The organism is Cocleimonas sp. KMM 6892, assembly GCF_035798195.1.
Taxonomy (GTDB): Bacteria; Pseudomonadota; Gammaproteobacteria; order Thiotrichales; family Thiotrichaceae; genus Cocleimonas; species Cocleimonas flava.
Genome location: NZ_JAPFBV010000006.1, coordinates 16,805 through 41,992 on the forward strand (window position 1 = coordinate 16,805; position 25,188 = coordinate 41,992).

General features: G+C 40.6%; 23 protein-coding genes. 12 read left to right on the forward strand and 11 right to left on the reverse strand.

The window, feature by feature from the left end; all coding sequences use genetic code 11:
- Positions 1 to 3 precede the first annotated feature (3 nt).
- Together OO007_RS15850 and OO007_RS15855 are read right to left on the reverse strand one after the other, a co-directional pair.
- The gene (locus OO007_RS15850; protein WP_325809525.1) at positions 4 to 1,176 is read right to left on the reverse strand and encodes a M24 family metallopeptidase; all 1,173 of its coding nucleotides are present in this window, start codon (positions 1,174 to 1,176) and stop codon (positions 4 to 6) included.
- Positions 1,177 to 1,413: 237 nt separating this feature from the next.
- Complete coding sequence (locus OO007_RS15855) at positions 1,414 to 1,605, reverse strand: hypothetical protein (protein ID WP_131906686.1); 192 nt, start codon at positions 1,603 to 1,605, stop codon at positions 1,414 to 1,416.
- Between the two features lie 240 nt (positions 1,606 to 1,845).
- Between OO007_RS15855 and OO007_RS15860 the strand changes: the two genes are divergently transcribed.
- Positions 1,846 to 2,184: a TusE/DsrC/DsvC family sulfur relay protein gene (locus tag OO007_RS15860; RefSeq protein ID WP_131906685.1), complete on the forward strand. Its 339-nt coding sequence runs from the start codon at positions 1,846 to 1,848 to the stop codon at positions 2,182 to 2,184.
- Positions 2,185 to 2,232: 48 nt separating this feature from the next.
- On the opposite strand, the gene OO007_RS15865 is transcribed toward OO007_RS15860, so the two are convergent.
- The 9 genes from OO007_RS15865 to OO007_RS15905 form a co-directional block, all read right to left on the reverse strand.
- Positions 2,233 to 3,189, reverse strand: a complete 957-nt coding sequence (locus OO007_RS15865; RefSeq protein ID WP_325809526.1) for a response regulator — start codon at positions 3,187 to 3,189, stop codon at positions 2,233 to 2,235.
- Between the two features lie 201 nt (positions 3,190 to 3,390).
- Positions 3,391 to 8,781 (reverse strand): Hpt domain-containing protein, encoded by a 5,391-nt coding sequence (locus OO007_RS15870; RefSeq protein WP_325809527.1) that lies wholly within the window; start codon positions 8,779 to 8,781, stop codon positions 3,391 to 3,393.
- A 24-nt stretch (positions 8,782 to 8,805) separates the two neighbouring features.
- Positions 8,806 to 10,653, reverse strand: coding sequence for a methyl-accepting chemotaxis protein (locus OO007_RS15875; RefSeq protein ID WP_325809528.1), 1,848 nt, complete (start codon positions 10,651 to 10,653; stop codon positions 8,806 to 8,808).
- Positions 10,654 to 10,729: 76 nt separating this feature from the next.
- Complete coding sequence (locus tag OO007_RS15880) at positions 10,730 to 11,392, reverse strand: chemotaxis protein CheW (RefSeq protein ID WP_325809529.1); 663 nt, start codon at positions 11,390 to 11,392, stop codon at positions 10,730 to 10,732.
- A 100-nt stretch (positions 11,393 to 11,492) separates the two neighbouring features.
- Entirely contained in the window at positions 11,493 to 11,858 is a 366-nt protein-coding gene (locus OO007_RS15885) for a response regulator (protein WP_131906680.1), read from the reverse strand.
- A gap of 402 nt (positions 11,859 to 12,260) precedes the next feature.
- Positions 12,261 to 12,641: a VOC family protein gene (locus OO007_RS15890; RefSeq protein WP_325809530.1), complete on the reverse strand. Its 381-nt coding sequence runs from the start codon at positions 12,639 to 12,641 to the stop codon at positions 12,261 to 12,263.
- Positions 12,642 to 12,794: 153 nt separating this feature from the next.
- On the reverse strand, positions 12,795 to 13,487 hold the full coding sequence (gene cas6 / locus OO007_RS15895) for a type I-MYXAN CRISPR-associated protein Cas6/Cmx6 (protein ID WP_131906678.1): 693 nt from the start codon (positions 13,485 to 13,487) through the stop codon (positions 12,795 to 12,797).
- 26 nt (positions 13,488 to 13,513) lie between these two features.
- On the reverse strand, positions 13,514 to 13,711 hold the full coding sequence (locus tag OO007_RS15900; RefSeq protein WP_131906677.1) for a hypothetical protein: 198 nt from the start codon (positions 13,709 to 13,711) through the stop codon (positions 13,514 to 13,516).
- 38 nt (positions 13,712 to 13,749) lie between these two features.
- Positions 13,750 to 14,673, reverse strand: a complete 924-nt coding sequence (locus tag OO007_RS15905; RefSeq protein ID WP_325809531.1) for a TauD/TfdA family dioxygenase — start codon at positions 14,671 to 14,673, stop codon at positions 13,750 to 13,752.
- 315 nt (positions 14,674 to 14,988) lie between these two features.
- Between OO007_RS15905 and dsrA the strand changes: the two genes are divergently transcribed.
- The 11 genes from dsrA (at position 14,989) to dsrO (ending at position 25,188) form a co-directional block, all read left to right on the forward strand.
- On the forward strand, positions 14,989 to 16,251 hold the full coding sequence (gene dsrA / locus OO007_RS15910; RefSeq protein WP_131906675.1) for a dissimilatory-type sulfite reductase subunit alpha: 1,263 nt from the start codon (positions 14,989 to 14,991) through the stop codon (positions 16,249 to 16,251).
- Between the two features lie 95 nt (positions 16,252 to 16,346).
- Positions 16,347 to 17,423, forward strand: a complete 1,077-nt coding sequence (dsrB, locus tag OO007_RS15915; protein WP_131906674.1) for a dissimilatory-type sulfite reductase subunit beta — start codon at positions 16,347 to 16,349, stop codon at positions 17,421 to 17,423.
- Between the two features lie 35 nt (positions 17,424 to 17,458).
- Positions 17,459 to 17,851, forward strand: coding sequence for a sulfurtransferase complex subunit TusD (gene tusD / locus OO007_RS15920; protein ID WP_131906673.1), 393 nt, complete (start codon positions 17,459 to 17,461; stop codon positions 17,849 to 17,851).
- Between the two features lie 5 nt (positions 17,852 to 17,856).
- Complete coding sequence (tusC, locus tag OO007_RS15925) at positions 17,857 to 18,261, forward strand: sulfurtransferase complex subunit TusC (protein WP_325809532.1); 405 nt, start codon at positions 17,857 to 17,859, stop codon at positions 18,259 to 18,261.
- Positions 18,262 to 18,283: 22 nt separating this feature from the next.
- Positions 18,284 to 18,592 (forward strand): sulfurtransferase complex subunit TusB, encoded by a 309-nt coding sequence (gene tusB / locus OO007_RS15930; RefSeq protein WP_131906671.1) that lies wholly within the window; start codon positions 18,284 to 18,286, stop codon positions 18,590 to 18,592.
- A 104-nt stretch (positions 18,593 to 18,696) separates the two neighbouring features.
- Positions 18,697 to 19,029 (forward strand): TusE/DsrC/DsvC family sulfur relay protein, encoded by a 333-nt coding sequence (locus OO007_RS15935; RefSeq protein ID WP_131906670.1) that lies wholly within the window; start codon positions 18,697 to 18,699, stop codon positions 19,027 to 19,029.
- A 197-nt stretch (positions 19,030 to 19,226) separates the two neighbouring features.
- Positions 19,227 to 19,982 (forward strand): respiratory nitrate reductase subunit gamma, encoded by a 756-nt coding sequence (locus tag OO007_RS15940; RefSeq protein WP_325809785.1) that lies wholly within the window; start codon positions 19,227 to 19,229, stop codon positions 19,980 to 19,982.
- Positions 19,983 to 20,055: 73 nt separating this feature from the next.
- On the forward strand, positions 20,056 to 21,741 hold the full coding sequence (gene dsrK / locus OO007_RS15945) for a sulfate reduction electron transfer complex DsrMKJOP subunit DsrK (RefSeq protein WP_325809533.1): 1,686 nt from the start codon (positions 20,056 to 20,058) through the stop codon (positions 21,739 to 21,741).
- A 99-nt stretch (positions 21,742 to 21,840) separates the two neighbouring features.
- On the forward strand, positions 21,841 to 23,808 hold the full coding sequence (locus OO007_RS15950) for an NAD(P)-binding protein (RefSeq protein WP_131906669.1): 1,968 nt from the start codon (positions 21,841 to 21,843) through the stop codon (positions 23,806 to 23,808).
- 31 nt (positions 23,809 to 23,839) lie between these two features.
- Positions 23,840 to 24,463 (forward strand): hypothetical protein, encoded by a 624-nt coding sequence (locus OO007_RS15955; RefSeq protein ID WP_325809534.1) that lies wholly within the window; start codon positions 23,840 to 23,842, stop codon positions 24,461 to 24,463.
- Entirely contained in the window at positions 24,460 to 25,188 is a 729-nt protein-coding gene (gene dsrO / locus OO007_RS15960; RefSeq protein WP_325809535.1) for a sulfate reduction electron transfer complex DsrMKJOP subunit DsrO, read from the forward strand. The genes OO007_RS15955 and dsrO overlap by 4 nt, the downstream gene beginning before the upstream one ends.

Genomic DNA, 25,188 nt, shown 5'->3' on the forward strand with positions numbered 1-25,188 from the left:
CGTTTATCGGTCTGAAATGAGAATTTCGCGGGAGAAGTTGGTTAAGTATTCAGAGCCTGTAGAAGTTACCACCACCGAATCGCCTATGCGGCCACCAAGCTCACCATCAACAGAGATACCTCCATCGACAGCGAAAGTCATTCCCGCTTGTAAAATGGTTTTATCACCCGTTTTGAGTTCGGGCGTTTCCAGATAGGCCATACCAATCGAGCGTCCGGTTCGATAACCGGTTTCATAACCCTGTTTGTCATAAACTGCATTCGCCGCTGCTGCGATAGATTCTGCAGTGACGCCTGGGCGTATCGCTGCAATCGCCGCTTGTTGTGCGTCAATCGCAACTTGCTGCACTTTGGCCGCTTCATCTGAGACTTCTTTGATAAAAAACATACGGTCAAAGCCAAGTTTATATTGCTTAAATTGCGCCATATTACAAAAGCAGAAATACACCGGATCACCCAATTCCAGAGCTTTAACACTAGCGCGTCGGTGCACCATGGAAGTGTCTTTGCCAGATTGCATAATTTGTAAATTATGAATCATTGGTGAGATAAATGCTTCCCAGCCTTTGTCCGTGAGAAACCCCGCTGCTTTGCGTGTGCCGGCATTAATCACCGCGAGCGCGGCTTCGTATTCCGGAAGTCCTTCTGCAAGACTATCCGATGCAGCTTGCATCATCGAACCAGCGATACTGCCTGCCTGTTTCATAACTTCGATTTCTTCGGCGGATTTAATCATGCGCATTTCACCCAGTAACGGTGAGACATTGATGAGTTTATTATCAGGCAAAACTTCATCAAACCAGTTTCTGACTATGGGGGGCAATGCTGCAGCCTCGACAGCAATCGATTGCTGTTTACTTTGATCGCTGTTTAAAGCTAGTGCTTTAGTTAAAATATTTCCCCAGCGATTTGGTCCTGAATCTTCCCAGGTCATAATGTTTTCAACCCAGGTCATTGCAGAAACCATTTCGCTTTCCATCAATGGGGTAATCACAATTGGGTCTGAATCTGGTCGAACAATTAAGAAAGTAGGGCGTCCAAATTCTACTGAAAGATATCCCCAAAAACCTGCAAGATACGCGATTGAACTTTCATCGGTGATGACTGCGATATCAATATTTGCGTTTGCGAGTCGTTGTTGAAATTCGGCGGTGCGAAGTTTGGCTTGTTCTAGCATGAATATTCCTGAGTAGATTCAAGTGAGTTTTTGCACTAATGCAACCTTAGAAATAGTTTAGTAATCTAGATAAGTCAATAAATGTAGATAAGTCAATTAATAGAAATAGGAGTTGAAAAAAACGGCCTGTAAGTAGGGGGGTGACTTAGTCACTTAAATGTTTAACAAACACCTACAAAAAAACCGCTATACAAGCGGTTTTTTTAAAATGATTTATTGCTGATTATCGCTAAGCGACTATTTCCAGAAATTAGCTTCTTCAGATGCTAGGTCACGAACCTGATTGGTTAATTCCTGGTAACGCTCACGATAAGCTTTCCATTCACCAACATAATAATCTTCGGCATCAAACTCGCCACTTTGCTCGTATTTAATAAACTTAGCCTGCATATCAAGCATTTCTTGGATGAGTTCTGCTTTGTTGCTCATGTGTCGTCTCCAGAGATATATTTTGGATGAATTATATGTTCAATAATATACCTGTAGCGCCGTTTAAGGGGTATACCCATTTAAGGATATTAGAATTGATTAATATTTATTTCCTTAGTATAGGAGGGGGTGACAATCGATTTTAGCTATGACATTGTATTTCTATATTAGAAAATGCTGAATTGGTTTTAGTGGGCATTTTCATCTTTTGTCTATCCAAAAAAAGAGAGGAGTTAATAGATGGCACTTGAAGTTAATGGTAATTCTATCGCGACGACTGAAGCGGGATATTTAGTAGATTTAAATGACTGGAATGAAGATGTGTGTAAGGCACTTGCCGACGCAGAAGGTATCGAGCTAACCGATAAACACATGGATGTTGTCGCTTTTTTGCGAGATGAATATATCAATAACGGTGGAAATCAGCCCATGGAACGTGCCATTACCAAGCACATGTCCGGCGTTTGGGGCGAAAAATTAAAGGGTAAAGATTTGTATAATCTATTCCCGGGTGCGCCTAGCAAACAAGGCTTAAAAGTATCTGGTTTGCCAGCGACAACACGCAAAGGCGGTTACTAAGCCTCCCTTAAGTGTTGAACAGTTGATAACGGTTTGATAGCTTAACTATCAGACCGTTTCTGTGTGTTTGGGTTGAGAAAAATTATCAATCCATTTAGTTACTCTATTCAGTGTTTCTTGCAGTTTGTCTCGTTGCGCAGGTTTGGTCAGATACGTTGTAGCACCTGCGATCACTCCCTGTACTTCATCCAGAGGAGAGGTTTTACCACTGAGCATAATGATTGGTGTTTTTTTGTATTCCGCCATCGCACGAATTTGCTTGCAGGTTTCATAACCGTCGATGCCAGGCATAATAATATCGAGGAAGATCAGATCGAACTGTCCTTCTTTAACTTTCTCCAAAGCATCTTCACCCGATTCTGCAAAGTCTGATGTAACACCAGCATCGCGCAATTCTAATTCAAGCTGTTTTCTAATTGAGGCACTGTCGTCGATGACTAAAGCATGATGGGATTTTTCTGATCTGCTTTCTGCTTCAGTTTCTATTTTTATTTCTGTTTCGCTTGATGCGCTTAACGTGGTGATGCTGTTATCAATGATCGTATCTGTGCTGGTTTGGTGATCAGCAGTTAATGATGTTACGTTTTCAGATAGGTCGACTTCTGATGCAATATCTTCCTGTAGGTTTGCAGCAGGCATTGATAAGCGTTTTTGTTTTACGATTTCAATCGCTTCACCTAAGGCATTCATGACTTTGGTGATTAATAACGGACGTTGAATTTGAGCATCTACGCTTTCATTGGATGGTTTATCAGAGACCAGGAAAACGGTTTTATTATTCAGTAGTGTTGATTGGAGTGAAGGATACTCATTCTGACTAACAATGATGAGATCTGCTTCTTTGCTATTTGTTGTTTTATGCGCAACCAATCCATGCGTGATATTGAAAGCTACCACACGATCGAAGATGGCCAGCTCTCTAGCATCTAAGCCAATCATGTGAATGCCAATACTTTTTTCAGTATTCATATCATTAGTTTCGTTTTCGGGGCTTGTGTCATTCATCTTTTAGTTATCCATTTTTTTAACTAATTTTGTCTTCTTGTCTTCTTGTCTTCTTGTCTTCTTGTCTTCTTGTCTTCTTGTCTTCTTATCGTCTAGCGTACTTGTATGTGCTGAATAGACTACTTACATCTTAATCTGGCTTAAATCTTGTTTAATTGATTTAGTTAAAAAAGTGCCTATAAGTAGGGGGGTGTGTTTCTATTATTCAGTCGCTTCTTTCTGTTTTAGCCAGGTATTCATTGATTCGAGCAAGGTCTCGGTAACAACGGGTTTTGTTAGGTAATCATCGACACCGGCTTTTGCTGCAAGGTTTCTATGTTTTGCGGTGGTTCGCGAGGTAATCATGATTACTGGAGTGTCTCTTTTATCATTCCATGCTCGAACGGCTTGCGTGAATTCCAAACCATTCATACGGGGCATTTCAAGATCGGTGAAGACCATATCAATGTCGTTGTCGTTCATCACCTGAAGTGCATCAAGACCATCTACCGCTGTTAGTACTTCGTATTCGGTTTGTTCGATAATCAGACTCAAGGCTTTACGATTGCTCATCGAATCGTCGACCACGAGAATCTTTTGTGCAGCTTTGATTTCTGCTTCAGGCTGTTTGGTTTTGACTTTATGGGTCTTCTTAGTGGAGGTTTCTGTAGCCGCATTCTTTAAAATAGTGACCAGATTAATTACCGGAGCAACGCCACCATCATTCAAGTGACAGGCACCTGTTATGCCTTTTCTGGCGTTAACCCAAGGCTCTAGGTTTTTAACTACCACTTCGCGTGAATAGATAATTTCTTCTATTTGCACGGCTTGTAAATGGTCACCTGTTTTAATTAACAGTAGCGTATGTGGTTTACTGAAATCGATTGCCTCGTCGGACCAATCTAGTAACTCCGATAAGGAGTGGATAAGCAGTTCTGTGTCATTATGGCTTACATAATGTTTGCCCTTCTTTTCAATAACGCGTTCTGGCGCCAGATACAGAATTTGATCTATGTTTTCTGAGGCTATCGCGACTGGATTATCGGACGCCTTAACCAACAATGTAGTATTGGTAATCAGTGTTAGCGGAATCCTGACGTTAAAGCGCGTGCCTTGATTCATCTCGCTGTTGATCTGCAATTCACCTTTGAGGTTTTCTACAGATGTGTTTACGACGTCCATGCCGACACCGCGGCCTGACACTTCGCTGACACTTTCCTGTGTGCTAAAACCTGGGTGTAAAATGAGTTTTAATGTTTCAGCAGGGGAGAATTCCTGATCGGGCGTGATGATGGCTTTATCGATCGCGCGTTGGTAGATGAATTCTGGGTCAATACCCGCTCCATCATCCTGCAACTGCATCAAGATATGATTTCCTTCACGGCTAAAGTCGAGCTGGATAAAACCAACCTCATCTTTGTTTTTAGTCGCTCTTTCTTCGGGTGATTCGATGCCGTGATCAATTGCATTGCGCAATAAATGCAGTAGCGGATCTACAAGTCCGTTAAGAATATCAGTATCAATATTGATATCATTACCGGTCACTATCAATTCAGCTTTCTTGCCCGTTTTACGACAGGTTTCGCGCACAATTCTTTCTAATCGAGGAATCAATGTATTCAAAGAAACCATGCGTGAACTCAGAATAACATCACTTAATTCTTTGTTTAATTTATCCAGCGACTGCAAGTCTTCCTGAATATCACGTAACTGTTTCGACAGATTATTTTCTATCGTTTCACTATCCAGAATACTTTCTGTTAATAAACCAACAACACTATGAAGTTCGTTATAAGTGTCCATTTCCAATGAGTCAAAATCACTTTCCTGAAGACTGGATAGCATTTTATGTTGATCTTTTTCTTGCTGATAGATCGTGTCATTCAACTCATTCAACATCTTATGCACATGGGTATCTTGTGTTTGAATGTCTTTATTGGTGATTTCTGTTTGTTTCAGTTGGTCAGATACTTTCGTTGAGGTTGTTACCAGTTCACCCGCCAGATTGAGTAGCTTATCAATAATATCAACGGGAACACGTATATGTGTTTCAGAAACGGATAAGTTTGTATCAACGGTGTTGCCTGAATTTGATGTTGCTGACGGTGTCGATAATGTATTAGCCACAGTATTAGACACGGTATTAGACATAGAATCAGACACAGACTCTATAAAATCAGGTAATTCTGGGCTGTCAAATTCGAGGTCGTCCGAGCTACTGGTGTCTGTTGAGCTGTTTTCTAAAGCGTCTAGTTCTTCGGTAAAATTGGTTAATTTGTCGAGTACAAATGATAACTCCTCTGGAGCTTGTCGCTTTTGCTGAATTGTTTCAAACAGGCTTTCCAGACAATCTGAAGTGTCAGCTAAAAAGTCAGCAGTATCTTTGGGGAGTTCATTGTTGACTGAAAAATCCAGAATATCTTCAAGTCTGTGGGTTAAATCTACCAGTGACGTTAAGCCAACAATGCCGCTCGCACCTTTGATGGTGTGAGCGATGCGTGATGCTTTTTTATAGTCATCCTTGCTTGCTTTGTTGTTTGATATTTTATGCAGTAATCCTGCAACTTCAGCGACTTGATCTGGGGTTTCCTGAAAGTAAGTGGATAGTAATTCAGGGTGTATATCACTATCCCAACTGATTACTTCTTCGGATTGCTTGTTGTCACTGCTATTACTGTTATCACTATTGTCGCTATTAATGTTCTCCTGTGTACTGTCTTCAAAAGGGTTAGGGTTTTCTAAATCACTTACGTCGTCTACTTTGGGGAGCTGATTTGCCGTAATTTCATTATTATCTGTTGTAAATTGTAGGGTGTTTTCTATAGGTTCTATGTTTGATGTTATGTCGGTATTTGTGTCTGAATTTAAATTGTAACCATCCTCTTCAGGATTATTAATGTCATCATTAGCTGAATCTTTATAAGAATCTTTACTAGAGCCGTCACTAGAGGCGTCGTCAATAGAATCATCAATAGATGCTTCTTTTCTAATCGCTAACAGAACATTTTGTAACTCATTAATATCTAGCGTTTCGGTCCATTCTTCGCGTATCAGCTCGGCTGTAAGAAATGATAGATTCGAAGGGTCTTCTGGATCATTAAGACAGATTCCAAGATGCTCTAACCATGCCCAGCATTCACCTGTAGAGATAAATTGCTCGCTTGATTCTGTTTGAATATTTGTGAATTCAAATAAGTTGCTTTGACACCACTGGCTTAATTTTGCAAGTTCAGGATAGCCCGAAATTTCAGCCAGCATTTCAAAACGATCTAACTCGAGATTGTATTTTTCGATGTTTTGGAAAACATCTTCCGAGTTTGCTGTAATACTCGCCAAGGTCATAACAATGTCATCTATCTCGACCGTGATGTCATTGCTGTCATCTGCGATATCGAAATGATCGAGGTTGGCAAAATCGTTGTTCTGCTTATCATCAACGAAGTTATCTATTTTTTCTAAAGCGTTAGGTATTTCGTCAGGGAGTCTTATCTCTTCGAGGGAATGTGCGGCTGATGTAATTATTTCATAATTACTTGTAGCGTCTTCTTGATTATTTGCATTGGTGCTTTCTTCAAAGAATGCCTGTTCATTTTTCAGAATGGCATCTTCTAATGCTTCTTCAGACTCATCGGCCAAACCTTTAAAAATCTCAGTTTCGAGTGAATCATTTAAGGAATTCTGAGATTGAATAAAATCTGGTAAATCATTGATATTTAATGCTTCAAGCTCTTCTTCTTGATTACTGATGTCCTGTTGTGACGTGTCGCCAACAGTTTGGTAATCTTCAAGATGATCAACAAAATATGATAATTTATTATAAATACCTAAAAATTCTTGAGGTTCATTTTGCTTGCTTTGAATCGCATCAAATAAGCGTTCTAAGCAGTTTGCAGCGTTAGGCAATATCGACAACAGTTCGTCTGGTAACGGGTGCTCTACAGAAAAATCCAGTAATGTTTCTAGTCGGTGTGCATATTCAGAGAGTGCGCTGATACCTACAACAGCGCTTCCACCCTTAATGGTATGCGCCAATCTGGCTGCCGTATATTTTTCATCATTGTCAGCTTTGTTTTCGTTAATGGCTGAAAGTAGGGGGGTGAGTTTGGTAATTTGGTCTGGTGTTTCCGCTAAATAAACAGATAGCAACTCAGGATGAATATCGTCATTCCAGCTCGTTTCTAATCCTGATGTCTCATAGCTTTTTCCGGAGCCATCATCAGCGTTATCGTCAAAAAGAGGAATTTCTGAAACTAGATCTGTGACTACTGCGGAATCAAGTAATTCGGGTATTTCTAATAAAGGAAATTCAAGATCATTGTTAGTCTGTAACGAGTTGAAATCATTATTATCATTACTATTAAGGGTCTGATCAAAGTCGTTATTTAAGTCATATTGATGAGTATGGTCTTCAGTATTTTGATTTATATCTATCAGCAGTCTCTCTAGATCTTCTTCCTCAAATGACTCCAACCATTCTTTTCGATTTAATTCTTTTGTTAGATTATTTAAGTGAATGGTTTCGTCAGGATCGCTCATGCTGATGTTTAGCAACTCAATCCAGGACCAACATTCACCTGACTTCACAAAGTGCTCATTGATTCCATTTTGATTTTCTTTAAATAAACGAATGTTTCTTTGACACCAGTTTGATGCATTTGAGACACCTTCATAATTGGAAATTTCAGCAAGTTGTGTCAAACGCGATAATTCTTTTAGATAAGAATCAATATCTTCTAAAGGTTTGGTTGATGTTGATGAACTCGCTGAGAGATTCATTACAATATCGTCAACTTCTAAGGCAAAGTCAGATCGATCATTGTCGTCAAAATCAGGAAAATCCATCTCATCGTTGTTATCTGATTCTGGAACAGAGTTGTTTTCATTGATCGGGGGAGTATCAGACAAGCCCGTTTTATCTATCTCAATCAGCGATACTTTAAAATCAGGGTGTTCTTTTAATTCCTTTAGAATTGCTGCCGTGTTGTGGTTGTAATTTTTATGTAATATCGACAGGTCTACTTCTTCAAAGACATGTTTTTGAAGAAACTCCTCTTCTTCAGTATCTATAAATACGTCATCTGAGCTTTCGTCTTTGGTCTCTTTGGTCGGTTGTTTCTTTGATGTCTCAGTTAAAACATCTGTTGATGTTTCTGCTTCTAACTGCGACTTTTCATCAACATCTTGAGAGGGCGTGCGGCCTTCCTCAATCCAGACGGCAATACTTTTTAGCAGGGGAGCTGATGGTTTAATGGGCCATGCTGGAGAGGTTAAACTCTGGTGTAATTGAGGAAGTAATACAGGGTCGTAGTGACGTAACACTGACGCTAAAATATCAATCCATATAGAAAAATGATCTTCCCTGAGCAACGTTGTGATCTGCTCATGGGTATCATCGTTTAATTCAAGATTCATCCCCATCCAGTGAGAGATTACTCTTAAGGCAACGGCATCGTGCTCTTGAGAAATAGCGTCAATGCGCTCCAAACCCTTCTCAACGGTTTGCAACGATTGTGTAAGGTTGTTTTTTTCCAGCATGGAAAAAACAAGTACGATATCTTCAAGCTCATCAGCAATTAATTGCTGTTTTTCTATGGTGTCAGTCATATCAGTCATTTCCATGAGTTCCTTAACTAAACCTTATACTTTTGCGTTATGTATAGTTTTGGCGGAGTCTTCTTCGTCAATCTTAAAGACATTTACAGACTTCACGAGTTGTTGTGCATATTCGGCCATATTGCGGCTTAAACCTGTTAACGAGAGTAATTCTTGTCCGGTAGATTGGGTAGATTTAAGAATACCTTCGGCTTTGTGTTTAAGACCCTCACTGATACTCACCTGATCTTTAGATGCGATGGCGATCTGGTCAACCGAATGTACAAGCTCAGAAGTCGTCTCAAGTACGCGTTTCATCTGCTCTGCAGCATCTTCGGCTTTTGTTGATCCGTCGATTACTTGCTCGATAGTCTGATCCATGGTGGCAATGGTGGTATTGGTTTCTTGCTGAATGTTTCGTACCAATGTTGAAATCTGGCTGGTAGATTCGCGAGAACTTTCTGCCAGTCGCTGGATTTCTTCCGCGATAACAGAGAAGCCACGTCCTGCATCACCGGCTGCAACTGCCTGCATACTGGCATTAAGTGCCAATACTGTTGTTCTTTCAGCGATGGTGTTGATAATTTCTATAACATGAGAGATTTCTTGAGAACGCTCACCCAATTGTTTAATACGTTTACCTGTTTCTTGAACGGTTTCACGGATGACGGACATTCCGTTTAGCGTGTCTGATACTGACTCATGCGCTCTCTTGGTTGAAATAGAGGTATTGTCAGCCATGGTGTTGGTGGCCGCAGCAGACTCTGCAATGGAATCAAGGCGTAGTAACATTTTATTCATTTGATCGGTTGTTTCTATCGCACGTTCCTGCTCTTTCATAGCGAGTTTATTTACCGACATTAAGTGAGTATTTACCTTCTGCGACGTTTCGTTAACTTCTGTGGCAACATTACGAACTTCGAAAAGTGTCGCTGAAGTTTCTTCAGCAAGTAAGTTGATCGCATCCGCTACAGGGCCTGTTGCATCTTCTGTTACGTTGGCGCGGATCGTGAGGTTACGTTCACTTAACTCAGCAACCGCTTGCAGAAGACCAAATACTGATTGGTTTAATTCCTTATGCTCTGAGTCTATAGTGTTAAGTGTGACAGCACGGTCATCGAGAAGCGAGTTGAATGCAGTACCTAAACTAAAGAATTCATCCTTACCTCGTGTGGTTACACGGGCATCGTATTCACCAGACGCTAAACGATGAACAACGTCTGTCAGGTTCTTAGTCGGGATGGTGATTGATTGCATAATCAAATTACCAAAAATGATCATAACTAATACGCCACTAAATAAAGCGATAAGTACGTTGTTACGCGTAAAGCCGGCTTGTTCTAATGCGGTGCTGCTGATGGCCGATGTTTCAGCAAATTTTTCATCAACAATATTGTTGATTTTGTCTTCCACAGTTTTCGCAAGAGGGAGCATCTTGGTTTGAGCGTAGTTATTCAAAGCAATTTTTTCTGCTTCACCGTAACCATCGCTAAAGAATTTCTTGATCGATACGTAACCTGCGATTAGATCGTCCTGTGCGTTGAAAAGCTCTTTAACTTCGGGTGTTCTTTTTTCTTCTGAAGAAAGCGCACTATTAAACTTTGAGAAGCTAGATTGAATAGTCTGAATGCCTTTTCTGGTTTTAGATTCACCTTCAGACCATGGAATAAATCCCATGTTTATATTCGATAGGAGTAGGCTGTAATGTTGATTGATATTGTAGTTGACGTTAGATGACGCTAAAACCGTCTTTAGGTTTTGGTCACCCGTTTTTAATGCGCGATGATCCTGGTCAATACCATTTAAAGAAATAATCCCAATCACGAAGAATATGATAACTGGCAGCATGATGAATACTAGCATTCTCATACCGATGGATAGTCTATTTAACATGGTTTTTCCTTTGTTTTTTATTGTTGTTTTAGGCGCGTTTTACGCATTTTTTATTTTATTTTTTATTTACTTGAATCTAGCTAAGCTCTTTTATCTGGCTCAATAATTGATGATGATCTATCTCAATGATCGAGTTTGTATCATTGTCTAACGTATTTAACATCCAGACAGGTTTATTGTTTATTTTGGTTCTTTTCTTAACCTTATTAATACTGATCTGTCTAGGAAGGCTATCTACTTTGAACACAATCGGCGAATGATTTTGGTGTTCTAGTTTTAAAAGATAACTTTCATTTTGCTGTGTTTCATCTGAGTCACTGTTATCTTGACTCACAGCATTAGTTTGAAAATTGACAAACTGCTGTATATTGATAACGGGCATAATTATCCCGCGTATATTTACGATTCCCATAAACCAGTTGGGTGTAAAAGGAATCTGGTTGATAGGCATATTTTTTATTGTTTCCGCCTTTAAGTTTTTTTCTAAAAGGAAGTAGTTTGAGCCGCTTGAATAATAAAATTGCTTATCGTTAAGTTCGGCATCTTCGTGTCCGTTTTGCGACGTATTGGTACTAAAATCAATGGCTTTTTGAAGCGTTGCAGAAAATGATTCGTCACTGTGTTTAGTGAATGTATTTGTGTCATAGAATGCGCTATTTGTTAGAGATGTTTCTAACTGAGTAACTGCTCCCATTTCTACTTCATTTTCTAGGTTGTTTTCAATCTCAAGTGTGGTCACTTATTGCTCCAAATTGCTCAAAAGTTATCATACGAAAAGTACTGAATTAAAAGCGTCGTTTATTGTTATTTTTAGTTATTGAGTATGTCTGTGATTTTAATTAAATAGCCTGTAATTTTTCTAAAACTTCAGAGTTTTCATAGGGCTTTACGATGTAATCTGTCGCGCCTAATTGTCGCGCCCATTGTTTATCAACCGGGTTTGATTTACTGGACACCATAATGATAGGTGTGTTGATTGTTTCCGGGTTCTTTTTAATCGTGCGACACGCTTTATAACCGTCACCATCTTCCATCACAATATCTAACATAATTGCATCCGGAGATAATGTTTGGCTCAAGGAGATTGCTTCGTTTCCTGAATTTGCAGTAATTGTTTGGTAACCAGCGGCTTCCAGAATCGATTTCAAATGCAATAGTTGTGTATCTGAATCATCAGCGATTAAAACGGTGTGAATTGCAGCCATGTATTGCCCCTATTTTATGTTTATTATATTAGAGTGAATCGTGAGTAAGCATCAGCGGTTAGCCATTCACGAACTTATTTATACACCCTAGGTTCATTTTTGGTAGTTTTCGCTGATGAGCGGTTGCTAATTAAGCTTGCTGATAAATTCACTTTTTCAGGTGGAATCGCTGATTTTATTGGGAGTGCTATATTGGGCAAAAAGTAGGCAGATTTAAGTCGTAATCACTTCAAGACAGATTTTACATAAGTGAGCGTTTTTACCGCTTTTTTTAATCAGACTAAAAAAACTCGCTGTAAGTAGGGGGGTGACTATTGTTTGTTGAATAGCTAAAAAAATAAAGATAAAAATAAAGATGATACCGAGTAAACTCGTTTAGTCAGTTATTAGCTATGTTGATCTCTACTCGTCAGCAGCAAAATCAACATGTATATGATTTCCGTCAGGGTCCCAGATATTGATTTGTACTAAGTTGACTGCAGATAGGTCAACGCGACGGTATTCTTCCTTCAATTCATTTAATTGTGCTTCAAATTCATTGAGTCCTGAGGCGCTAAACGCAAAATGCTCCAGTTTTAAGTAAGCTTCAGAGCCAATACCTTCTGGGCCATCAATACCAATTAAATGCACCATCACGGTGTCGTTTGAATACAGCCAGGCTCCAGGGAAAGGAAAGTTAGGTCGATCTCCGGTTTTCATGCCTAGAACATGACTATACCAATTGATCATGTTATCAAGTTGAGTGGTTCGTATATTGACGTGATCGAGTTTTTCGATTTGCATTTTGAACTCCATTGAGGAGGTGAGCGTTTACAGGTTTTTTAAAATAAAGGATTAACTAATAGTAGTACAAGCTGTGAAAAGTACTCAGATTCCATTTCAAGCTACGTTAATAAAAGACGTAATATTATTCAAAGTCGGGGTATTGCTACACAATTATTCGGTGGGTTTTAACGTCTTGATGCTTTTATGTGGCAAGAATAAACCGCATCCTAATTCTCTTGAACCACCTAATCCTAGTTGCTGAATTTTGATAGAGGTATCGCTGTCTAAGTCAGCAATCATGAGATGCTTGGTATGTAAATCAAGGTCTGGCGTTGTAATGTTATGGCTTTTTCCGCAGAGCATTTTCTTTACTTTAAAACCAGTTTTAGTGTTGATTTCAGCAGCCATTCGGGTGAGAAAGGTATTTTCATCTTCGTTAGGTTCGCACAAAACGTAACGTGCGAAGAGTACGCCGACATTGGTAAATATTTTCTTTTTTGCTTTGCCAACAACGAGTTCATGGCCATCGATATTCAGCGTTTGCCCAATGATATTGCTTGCTTCGTCATATTTTTCTAAGGGGATTCTGATTGTGAGTTTGGTTCTTTTTGAAGGGTATAGCACGGCGCCTATTTCATCATCCTCTGGGCGCATCCAGCCGTTATTGCTCTCGGCGACATGGATTTGATGGATACCTGCAAAGTCATAGTCTGTCAGCCATGGCAGGTGTTTAATAATCTCTCTCGATAATGGCCAGGCATGATTTAAGGGAAGCGTTTTGCTTTGCATCGCAAACACCATATCAATTACGTCATCAGGCGCTTGATAGGGTAATGTTTTATCTTCATCTTCTTCCCAGAACATTTCTAATCTCTCTAGATTGCAAGTTTTTAGCGTGCTGATTCAAACGCTAAATTGAGTTGATCGTGCCAGTCACTAGGACGATCATCATAAGCTGGCGGCTCGATATCCACCTGAAAATGTAGCTCGCGAGTTTCTATTGCCGTTTTTTGGATGCAGCTTTTAAGTTCTTCAAAATTGGATATGTTATCGCTTTCTTTTAGCAGTAATTCACTGAGTGATAGCATAGTGTATACCTTGTTCTAATTAATAAATATGGTTGCTTTTATGAGGGTTTGCTTGCATCTAAAAGCGGTAGTTCGTCATAAAAACGACCACGAAAGAGTAAACGTTTTTCCTCTGGATGATCAGAATCCACATAAGCCGTACGGCAATGAAGCACGTTTCGACAAATGATTCCTTCTCCCGCTTTTAATCTATGTTTAATGATGTACTTTGACTCACTTTCAAACATTTTTTCTATAAATCCCACAGCATCTAGTGTGGTGGCATCTTGCTTCCATTCAATATTTCTTTTACGAGCCGAGTAACGCATGTGTAACTGCCCTTGAGTATTCAATGAAAAAACCGGACCTGTTTGCGCTGCTCTGATTTCCTTTCCATTCTGTATGTTGGCGGGAATGGTTAGAACATTTTTCTTCATTAAGGCTTCGATATAGTCGGGGTTCTTATCACGCAGCAATATATAGGCAATTTCGTGATCCATAAATTTGGACTCGCCGCCTTCTTCGGCTTGTCGAGCACAATGCAATAGCATCGAATGTATAGTGTTCTGCGGTAAATTATAGTATCCGTCTGTGTGCCAGCTTAGTCGCTTTGTGGAATAGGGAATGTACTCGTGTTGACCCGCTCGGCTTGTCTGTGTGATTGAGGTCAGGCTATCTTCGTCAGCACAGATATTGCCATCTAATTGTGAAAGTCCCAATTTATTGGCAAGTGACAAAATCATACGTTTCGTCTGCTTGATATCGTAGCTTTCATGGTCTCTGATTTGATACAGAGAGAGACAATAATCATTGCATTGTTTGATGATGTTATTTAATTCATTCTCAGTAGGCGAAAGACCATTTTGAATTATGCCCTGAAAGTGGGGGGGTGACTTTTGATAAGCACTTTCAACCCTTGCAAGCTTGGCATCTCTCCAGCGTAGATAACTTTCTTGATTGGCTAAGGAAAAGGGTGAAGGCATAGTTTTACCGGTTTATTTGCTCTTGAGATTTCGTAATATTTACTTGCTATTTAAGCATATTCGAATATTCTTTACTGCTTTTCTAGGGCACATTTGTATTAACGCAAATTTTGTCGAAAAAAACACCTACCCACTAAGGGATAGGATAATTATTTCATAGCATCCCATGGGTGAGATTCTTATATCAGCGCTTAACTATTAGAATATGCTTATATCGTAAATATACCAATATCAAAGACGGTGTAGTGCGGCTTAAATTGAGTGACAGAGTGATTTTATTCTCTGTTAGATAATCAAAATTATGAGGAGGCAATAATGGCTGATATTAAGAAGTATCCTACGCCGATGCTAGACGTTTTAGAAGATGGTCCTTGGCCAAGCTTCATCAGTGGCATTAAAAACCTACGTGACAATCACCCTGATGAGCGTATCAATAATGTAACGAACGGATTACTCGGTCAGCTTGAGCATTCATACGAGACCAAGATGGGTTACTGGAAAGGTGGCACGATCTCGGTATTCGGATATGGCGGCGGTATTATTCCTCGTTTCTCTGAAGTAGGGGATAAATTCCCTGAGTCTAGAGAGTTTCATACATTACGTGTGCAGCCAACTCCGGGTAACTACTACACAACTGACATGATGCGCAAGCTTGCAGACAGTTGGGAAAAATGGGGTTCAGGCCTTCAAACTTTCCACGGTCAGACAGGTAACATCATGTTTATCGGTGCTGATAATGATAGTTTTCAGCACTTCTTTGACGAGATCAACGACTATGGTTGGGATCTTGGTGGAGCAGGTCCCTGTGTACGTACAGCGATGTCATGTGTGGGTGCAGCACGTTGTGAGCAATCTTGTGCAAACGAGCACGCGGTTCACCGTCATCTAGTGAATAACTTTACTGACGATGTTCACCGTCCAGCGCTTCCTTACAAATTCAAATTTAAAGTTTCTGGTTGTCCTAACGATTGTCAAAATGCTATCGAGCGTGCTGACTTTGCCGTTATCGGTACCTGGAGAGATCACAAGAAAATCAATCAGGACCATTGGAAAGCATTTGTTGCTGACAAAGGTGTTGAGTATGTGATGGATAACGTTATTTCACGTTGTCATTCTAAATCACTTTCTTTAGGCGAAGACAATTCATTGATTGCGGATGAAAGCAACTGTGTTCGTTCTATGCACTGCATGAATGTTGTGCCAAAGGCTATCAGTCCTGGTGATGACAAAGGTGTAACGATTCTTTGTGGTGGTAAGCGTACGCTGAAGATTGGTGACTTGATGGGAACAGTGCTGGTTCCATTCATGAAGCTGGAAACTGCGGAAGATTATGAGCAGATTGTTGAGCTTGCTGAAGAGATCATTGATTTCTGGGCTGAGAATGGTCTTGAGCATGAGCGTACAGGTGAGATGATTGAGCGTATTGGCTTAGTTAATTTCCTAGAAGGTATTGGCGTTGATCCAGATCCAAACATGATTGCGCAACCACGAAACGTATCTTATGTGCGAACAGATGGTTGGGATGAGGCTGCTGAAGAGTGGTTTAACCGCAAGCGTGAAGAGAAAGCTGCTAGCTAGTAGCTGTTTAACTCTAACCTTATTACATGATGAATGACTAATTGGCGAGATGCAGTTTATGTCTCGTCTAATTAACAGATTTTAGGAGCAATACCATGTCAAAACCACAGATGCGTGAACCGATAGAATCAGGTTGTCCTGATGGCTTTCAATATATGCACCCGACGATGCGTCGTAACTTCGGCATGTGGGATTACCACGAAGATACGCAGCCAGGTGTAATGGTCCATGTCGCTAAGAATGGTGACAAACTCTATACAGTAAAAGCGGGTACTCAACGTATCCTTGACGTGTTCACTCTGCGCGATCTTATGGATATCGCTGATGAATATGCAGACGGACACGTACGTTTCACTATTCGTAGTAATATCGAATTCTATACCGATCACGAAGAAAAAGTTCAGCCACTAGTCGATGCCTTGAAAGATAAAGGTTATGCAGTAGGTGGTACACGTAACTCGGTTGCGTCGATCTCGCATACACAGGGTTGGTTGCATTGTGATATTCCTGGTACTGATGCATCGGGCGTTGTTAAATCGATGATGGATGAGTTATACGACGAATTCACAAACTGGAATATGCCTAACCGTGTTCATATCACGACTTCATGTTGTCAAATCAACTGTGGTGGTCAAGGTGATATCGCGATCAATGTACAACACACTAAGCCACCTAAGATAGATCACTCTCTTGTAGGTAACGTGTGTGAACGTCCATCGGTTGTTGCTCGTTGTCCTGTTGCGGCGATTCGTCCTGCCATGGTTGACGGTAAGCCTTCGCTGGAAGTGGATGAGAAGAAGTGTATTTGTTGTGGTGCTTGTTACCCTCCATGTCCTCCGATGCAGATTAATGATCATGAGTTTACTCAGCTTGCAATCTGGATCGGTGGTAATCACTCTAATGCTCGTGGTAAGCCAACATTCCAACGTTTAGTTGCGGCTGGTATTCCAAATAATCCACCACGCTGGCCTGAAGCGACTGCAGTAGTTAAGAAGATTCTTGAGAGCTACAAAGAAGGCGCTCGTGATTGGGAACGTATCAACGAATGGGTTGAGCGTATCGGATGGCCGCGTTTCTTTGAAGTGACAGGTTTGCCTTTCACTAAGTACCACATTGATAACTGGCGCGGAGCGCGTGCGAATTTGAATTCGTCTACGCACATTCGTTTCTAGATCGTTTTTACATAGTTATCAATTAGGATTTATAGATGAAATTTACAATTATGGTTAACGAAGGGCCTTATCAGCATCAGTCTGCTGATTCGGCACTTCAGTTCGCTCGCGCAGTATTGGCGCAAGGGCACGAAATTTTTCGAATCTTCTTTTATCACGATGGCGTAAACAACGGCACACGTTTAAGTGTTCCGCCAGCAGATGATCGTTTGATCCAGAAAGAGTGGTCAGAACTTGCAAAAGAGCACGATCTTGACTTGGTGATCTGTATTGCTGCTGCGCAACGACGCGGTATCATGGATGAAGATGAAGCCAAGCGACAGGGCTTGGATGCTAACAATATAATTGAAGGCTTCCGTATTTCTGGTTTGGGTCAATTGATCGAAGGTGGAATTGAAGCTGATCGCACTGTTGTATTTGGAGATTAAACGAAATGGCTACTAAGAAATTCATGTTTGTTAATCGCAAAGCGCCTTACGGTACAGCTTATGCACTAGAGTCTCTGGAAGTTGTGTTGATATCTGCAGCATTCGAGCAAGATGTTTCACTTGCTTTTATAGATGACGGTGTTTATCAGATCACTAAGGGTCAAGATACAACAGGTATTGGACAAAAAAACTTCTCTAATACTTATAAAGCTCTAGGAGACTATGAAGTGAATAAGCTTTATGTCGAGAAAGAGTCTTTGGAAGAACGTGGTTTAACTCAAGATGATCTTATGGATCTTGTTTGGGAAGACGAAGATGAGGATTGGGCAGAAAAGCCATCAATTATCATGGTAAGTCGTTCTGAAATGGCTGATGTTATGGCCGAACAAGAAGTTACTCTTAGCTTCTAATCACCTAACGGAGAATACTAGAATGGCAATGCTACATATTGTAAACAAGTCACCGTTTGAAAAGGTGGCTTTTAGAAGTTGTTTAAATCATGCTAAAGCAGGTGACTCAATTTTGATGATCGAAGATGCAACCGTTGGTGCAATCGATGGAACATCATTTTCTGAGAAACTTAAGGCAGCATTGGCAGATAAGTCAGTGTATGTTTTAGGTGGTGATCTTGCAGCACGTGGTTTAAGTGAAGATCGTATGATCGATGGTATTAAAGCTGTTGATTATGCAGGTTTTGTCGACTTGACCGTAGAAAACGAGACGACACAAAGCTGGCTATAACCTGTATGACATTAACTTGGATTTTCCAAGTGATCTGAAATACGATTTTTAGCTGATATTTTTTATTTTTATATTTTTTGTATATAAACAAGAGGAGAGCTCACATGGCACTCGAATTAGATGGTCAATCAATTGAATTAGATGAAGAAGGTTATTTAGTTGACCTTAGTGCTTGGACACCAGAAATTGCTAAAGCATTAGCATCAGGTGAAGACGTAGAATTAACAGATGAGCACTGGGATATCATAAACTTCCTTCGTGAATATTACGAAGAGTATCAAATTGCTCCTGCAGTTCGTGTACTAACAAAAGCTGTTGGTAAACGTTTAGGCAAAGACAAAGGCAACTCTAAGTACCTTTACTCTTTATTCCCATACGGTCCTGGTAAGCAAGCGTGTAAGTATGCTGGTCTTCCAAAGCCTACGGGTTGTGTGTAAGCCCAGAGCTTATAACGTGGTCTGAAAGATTTCGGAGCGTAATATCTCCGAATTCTTTTTCTCAAACTCATCAAAGTTGGTCTTTTTTATAAGTCCCGAGCACTTTTGTGAATTTTAGAAAGAGAAGCAAAGTATAAAAAATTAAGAATTACAATAAGTTATAGAGATAGAAGAATTTTAGGAGCTACATAGTGCAAATGACCATTGGTGTTATTTATGCCGTATTATTTTGGGCTGCGACACTTGTATTGGTACTAGGTGTTGCAAATAAAATCCGAATATACGCTAAAGTCCCAGCACCACTCAAAATCCCTACAACACCAGCACCTGTCACACAGGGCGGGGTAGTGATTCGAATGATGCAAGAAGTATTCTTATTTAAGAGCCTCTTCCGTTCGGACAAATTGTTGTGGGCATTGGGTTTTCTGTTTCACTATGCAATGTTGCTGATTGTGATTCGCCACTTCAGATACGTGCAAGAACCAATTTGGGGTTTCGTTCAGTTTATGCAGCCGTTTGGTAAGTATGCTGGATTCCTGTTTATCATTGGTTTGTTAGGTTTATTAGCCCGTCGACTTTTTATCGACCGCGTTCGTTATATTTCAGCACCCTCTGACATCGCCATGCTGTTATTGCTAATCATGATTGGTATTTCAGGTTTGCTAATGTCCTTTGTTAGTCATACTGACATAGTAATGGTTAAAGCATTCTTTAGAGGGCTAATTACCTTCGATTGGCAACCGCTTCCTACTGATGGGCTATTACTATTACATTTAGGGCTAGTCGCCATTTTGATGCTGATTTTTCCAATCAGTAAATTATTGCATGCACCTGGTATTTTCTTTAGTCCTACTCGAAATCAAGTAGATAACCCGCGTGAAAAACGACATGTAGCTCCGTGGGCTGAAGAGTTAGAAAAGCAAAATAAAATATTCCTGGATGAGTTGGATTAAACGATGCTAATAAACCCGAAACTAAGCAGCAAATTGGCGTCTAAAATCGAGAATAAAGTATGGGAGAATCATTGTGGCTGATTATGATGTTCCTGATATAACCGGTGAAGATGGCATAGTAGATGTGCCAGCTTTGCAGCCTGATGCAATGAAATCTCATGGGCCCTGGGTTTCTAAACCTGAATTTCAGGAAGCAATGCATTTTCCAACAGACTTCAATATGCCTGAAGATGTTTCTGCATACGGAAATACTGATACCTTAGTTGAGAATTGGAAAGAACGTGCGCTAGACAAAATGGCGGACCTAAAGGGGCGCTACCGATCGCTTCAGGTATTTTTAGACATTTGTGTAAAGTGTGGTGCGTGCACAGATAAGTGTCATTACTACTTAGGAACAACTGATCCTAAGAACATGCCAGTCGCCAGACAAGATTTATTACGCAAAGTGTATCGTCGTTACTTTACCTTTGCTGGTAAGTTCTTCGGCAAAATGGGTATGCCCGGATTTGTTGGTGCGGCTGAATTAGACGAAGATGTGGTTAAAGATTGGTATAACTACTATCACCAGTGTTCACAATGTCGTCGTTGCTCGGTTTTTTGTCCTTATGGTATCGATACTGCTGAAATATCAATGGCAGCGCGTGAGATTCTTGATCATATTGGTATGGGGCAGAAGTACTGTACTGAGATCATGGGTAAGCTTAATAAGATTGGTAATAATCTTGGTCTACCAGAAGCAGCATTAGCTGATACCTTAGAAGGTCTGGAAGAGGATATTTACGATGAAACAGGCGTCGAAGTTAAATTACCTTTGGATAAAAAAGGCGCAGAAATTCTTCTGATTACCCCTTCCGCTGATTTCTTTGCAGAACCTCATGTTGATGGTTTGATGGGTTATGCAAAAGTATTTCATGAGCTAGGACTCGATTGGACATTAAGCTCTTATGCATCTGAAGGTGCTAACTTCGGGATGTTTATCGGCAGTTACGAGAATATGCGTAAAATATCTTTGCGTATTCGTAAGGCAGCTCAAGACTTGGGTGTTAAACGTATTGTATTTGGCGAATGCGGTCACGCGTGGCGTGTGGCGTATAGCTTCTTAAATACACTTGCTGGACCCTTTGATTTCCTCGATCAGAATTACCCGATTCCACAACACGTATTAGAAATTACTGAGCCCGCATTAGCGGCTGGTAAGCTGAATATTGATAAGTCAAAGAATGACGACATGGTTCTGACTTTTCATGACTCTTGTAATATTGCACGTGGTAGTCGTATGGGAGCAAAACCCGGTGGTCAGTTCGATATTCCCCGTAATGTGATTAGAGCAGTTTGTAATAACTTTGTAGATATGCCGGCGGACACAATTCATGACGCAACATTCTGTTGTGGCGGCGGTGGCGGAATCCTGACTGATGATCTGATGGATATTCGTATCAAAGGTGCGCAGCCAAGAATGGAAGCACTTAAACACGTTACTGATAAGCATCAGGTAACACACATGGCGGCGATCTGCGCTATTTGTAAATCCCAATTCACAAAGGTCGTTCCTTACTATGGATTCAGTATGGATATGATTGTCAGTGTGCACCAGTTGGTGAGTAACGCGATTTTCTTGACAGGCCAACTTACTGAAGAAGAAATAGAAGCAAAAGAAGCTGCTGAAGAAGCAGAGTGGGCAGCTGCAAGAGAAAAAGCAGCCGCAGAAAAGGCGGCAAAAGAATCCGCAGAAGCTGAGAAAGAAACTAGCGATAAGTAAATTACGCTAATTTTGACTATTAAGAGTTGAAAATTTTTAACAGCGTTTTAGAAATTAAATTATCTAGAATTTTCTGGATAGAGTAATGGAGATATAAGCATGGCAACTTCACCTGATGATAAGAAATTGGCACAGACCCACACATTTCGTCGTTACGATGATGGCGATGATACGTGGAGCAGCATGGGAGACCATATCTTCCAGGAAGATACATCGTATAAATGTCCTACCTATATTCAGAAAACTCCACCATGTCAGGGAAGTTGTCCTTCTGGTGAAGATATCCGTGGCTGGCTACAGATTGTCCGTGGCATAGAAAAGCCAACAGGAGACATGACCATGCAGGAATATGCATTCCGTCGTTCTACCGATGCGAATCCATTTCCTTCTATGATGGGTAGAGTTTGTCCTGCACCTTGTGAAGAAGGTTGTAACCGAAATGATGTTGACGAGTTTGTAGGAATCAACTCTGTAGAACAGTACATTGGTGATCAAGCGACAGCGGCAGGCTTAACTTTCGATGATTCTGCAACGCCAACAGGTAAAAAAGTTGCCATTATTGGTGGCGGAGTTGCTGGAATGGCGGCAGCGTATCAATTACGAAAAATGGGGCATTACTCAACAATTTTTGACGATCATGCACAATTGGGTGGCATGGCTCGTTACGGTATACCGGGATATCGTGTACCACGTGACAGCATGGATGCTGAAATCGCACGAATTACAAATATGGATGGCGTTGAAGTAAAACTAAACACGCGTGTTGGTAAAGATGTTGCCGTTGCTGATCTTGAAAGTGAATATGATGCCATTCTTTGGGCATTAGGTTGTAAAAATGGTCGTGGTTTATTTGTAGATAACTGGGATCAAGTTCCTAATGCTGTTACGGCAGTAAAATTTCTGGAAGCCTTTAATCTTGGTGATATGAAATACACTGCACCTAAAGTTGTTTGTGTGGGTGGTGGTGATACTTCTATCGATGTGGTTTCTGTCTCTCGTCGTATCGGTTCATTAGCTAATTACACAGAGCACGCTGAAGATGTTGCAACGGGTAAAGTGAAGCATGATGCAGAACCTGCGAATAAAGTACCTGCGGAAGTTACCTTAACGTCATTGTTTCCATTGGATCAAATGACCGCAGCCGAGCATGAAGTTCAAGACGCACTAATCGAAGGCGTCACAATTTTAACCGAAGTAATGCCTTCTGAAATCGTTGTTGACGAAAATGGCAGAGCCATTGGACTTAAAGTGGTTGAAGCTGTTATGGAAGGCAATATGCCTAAGCCAAAAGAGGGCGGTAAAGAGACACTAATCGAAGCTGATCTTATCGTTTCTGCTATCGGACAGTTTGGTGACTTAGAAGGTGTTGAGGAGTACGGTAATGACCGTAACGCTATCGATGCTGATAACTTTTATCAGGTTCCTGGAAAAGAAGGTCACTTCGTTGCTGGTGATATTGTTCGTCCTCACTTATTAACGACTGCAATCGGTCAGGCTTCAATAGCTGCTGAAACCATTGATCACTATCTTGTTCATAACGAAGAAAAGTTAAGCAAACGTCCAAAAGTCGATAAACACCATTTTGACTTATTAGACAAACTAAAAGAATTTAACTTGAGCCCGGTTTCTTATGAAGAGGGTAAAGAAGAAGATCTTCGTGGTACAGATAAAGACGATTTTGCAGTACATAACTTTGATGATCGTTCTGAGCATGAAATTGTCGCTTCCAGCGAACTATTCCTGGGTCATTTCGAAAATGTAGAGCGAAATAAACGTACTGAAGATGTGCCAAATGAGAATCAGGTACTTGGTCACTTTGTAGAGCGTATGAACGCACTTGAAGAGCAACAAGTTGTCGATGAAGCGGAACGTTGCATGAGTTGTGGTATGTGTTTTGAGTGCGATAACTGTGTTATTTACTGCCCTCAAGATGCTGTCTTCAGAGTCAAAAAAGACCAATCTACTACGGGAAGATATGTTGATACTGATTACAACAAATGCATTGGTTGTCATATCTGTTCTGATGTTTGTCCTACAGGCTACATTGAAATGGGCCTAGGCGGTTAATGCTGGATATCAGCAATTTTCAGAGAACAATATGTTGAGAATTCAATCTACATTTACACGGTTTTTAAAACAGTCAGTACGTTTGGCTGTTTTATTATCGTTTTTATCGGTAACACTTCTAAGCTTAAGTGCCTGTGATAGTGAGCCGCCTGCATTGATGAAAGCATCAAAGCAGTTTGATTCTGATGAAATCCGCGATAAACATGTAGCTCACATGCGTAAGAATCACATGGACGAGCTTATGCATAAGCGAGATGAAACTGTCTACAATGGAATTCGAACGCAAAAGTATAGTTTGAATGCCTGCATTAATTGTCATGTGCCAGAACAGCATAATGGTGAAGTTTTACGGCATACCAACCCCGAGCATTTCTGCTCGACGTGTCATGGCTATGTAGCTGCTAAATTAGATTGTTTTGAATGTCATGTTGATCACCCTGTAAAGCAACAAGCGACAGCAATATCCAATTCAATACAGAATTATCATAATTCTAAAGGACATACTGAAATTAATAGTTATATTCAGGCAAATGTAAGCGATGAAATTGCAACACTGTCATTGGCTAAAAACGTCACTGTTGAAACCCATGAAATTTCAGATGTAAAAACAGATCAAAGTAATAAAGCGAGCTCTAAAAAAGGGAGTGATCAGTGAGTAAGATAGATTCATACCGCCGAAATTTTCTCTCTGGTCTAGCAGGTACAGCAGCAGCTGTAACAATTGCGCCGGGTGTATTCTTGCGCGAAGTGCAGGCTAAACCTGCCGATGAGCCAATCAGCGATAAAGTACGTTGGGGCATGCTGATAGATATTAATAAGCTGAGCGATGGCGGTGATGCCTGTATTGAAGCCTGTAAAAAAGAACATGGTTGGGGTGATGAAAAACACTCAAACGATCAACAAGATGCACAATGGGTACGTAAAGTAAAAGTCACAGAAAAAATGACAGGTAAAACAATGAGTTTACCCGTTATGTGTCAACATTGTGAGACTGCGCCTTGCGTCGATGTATGCCCTACTGGCGCATCAATGAAGCGTGCTGATGGAATCGTCCAGGTGAATAAGCACATCTGTATTGGTTGTCGTTACTGCATGATGGCGTGTCCTTACAAAGCCAGAAGTTTCGTTCATGAAACTCTGGTAGATCAACGACCAGGCACTCCACGTGGTAAGGGTACGGTTGAATCTTGCAATATGTGTGTTAATCGCGTCGATGCAGGAAAGAATCCAGCGTGTGTTGATGCAGCGCCTGAGGCAATGTTATTCGGTGATTTAAACGACGAAAACAGCCAAATCAGCAAAGTATTAAAACAATATGGTGGAACGCAGATTCGTGCTGATCTCGAGTTGAATACTGGCGTGCGTTACTGGGGTATATAA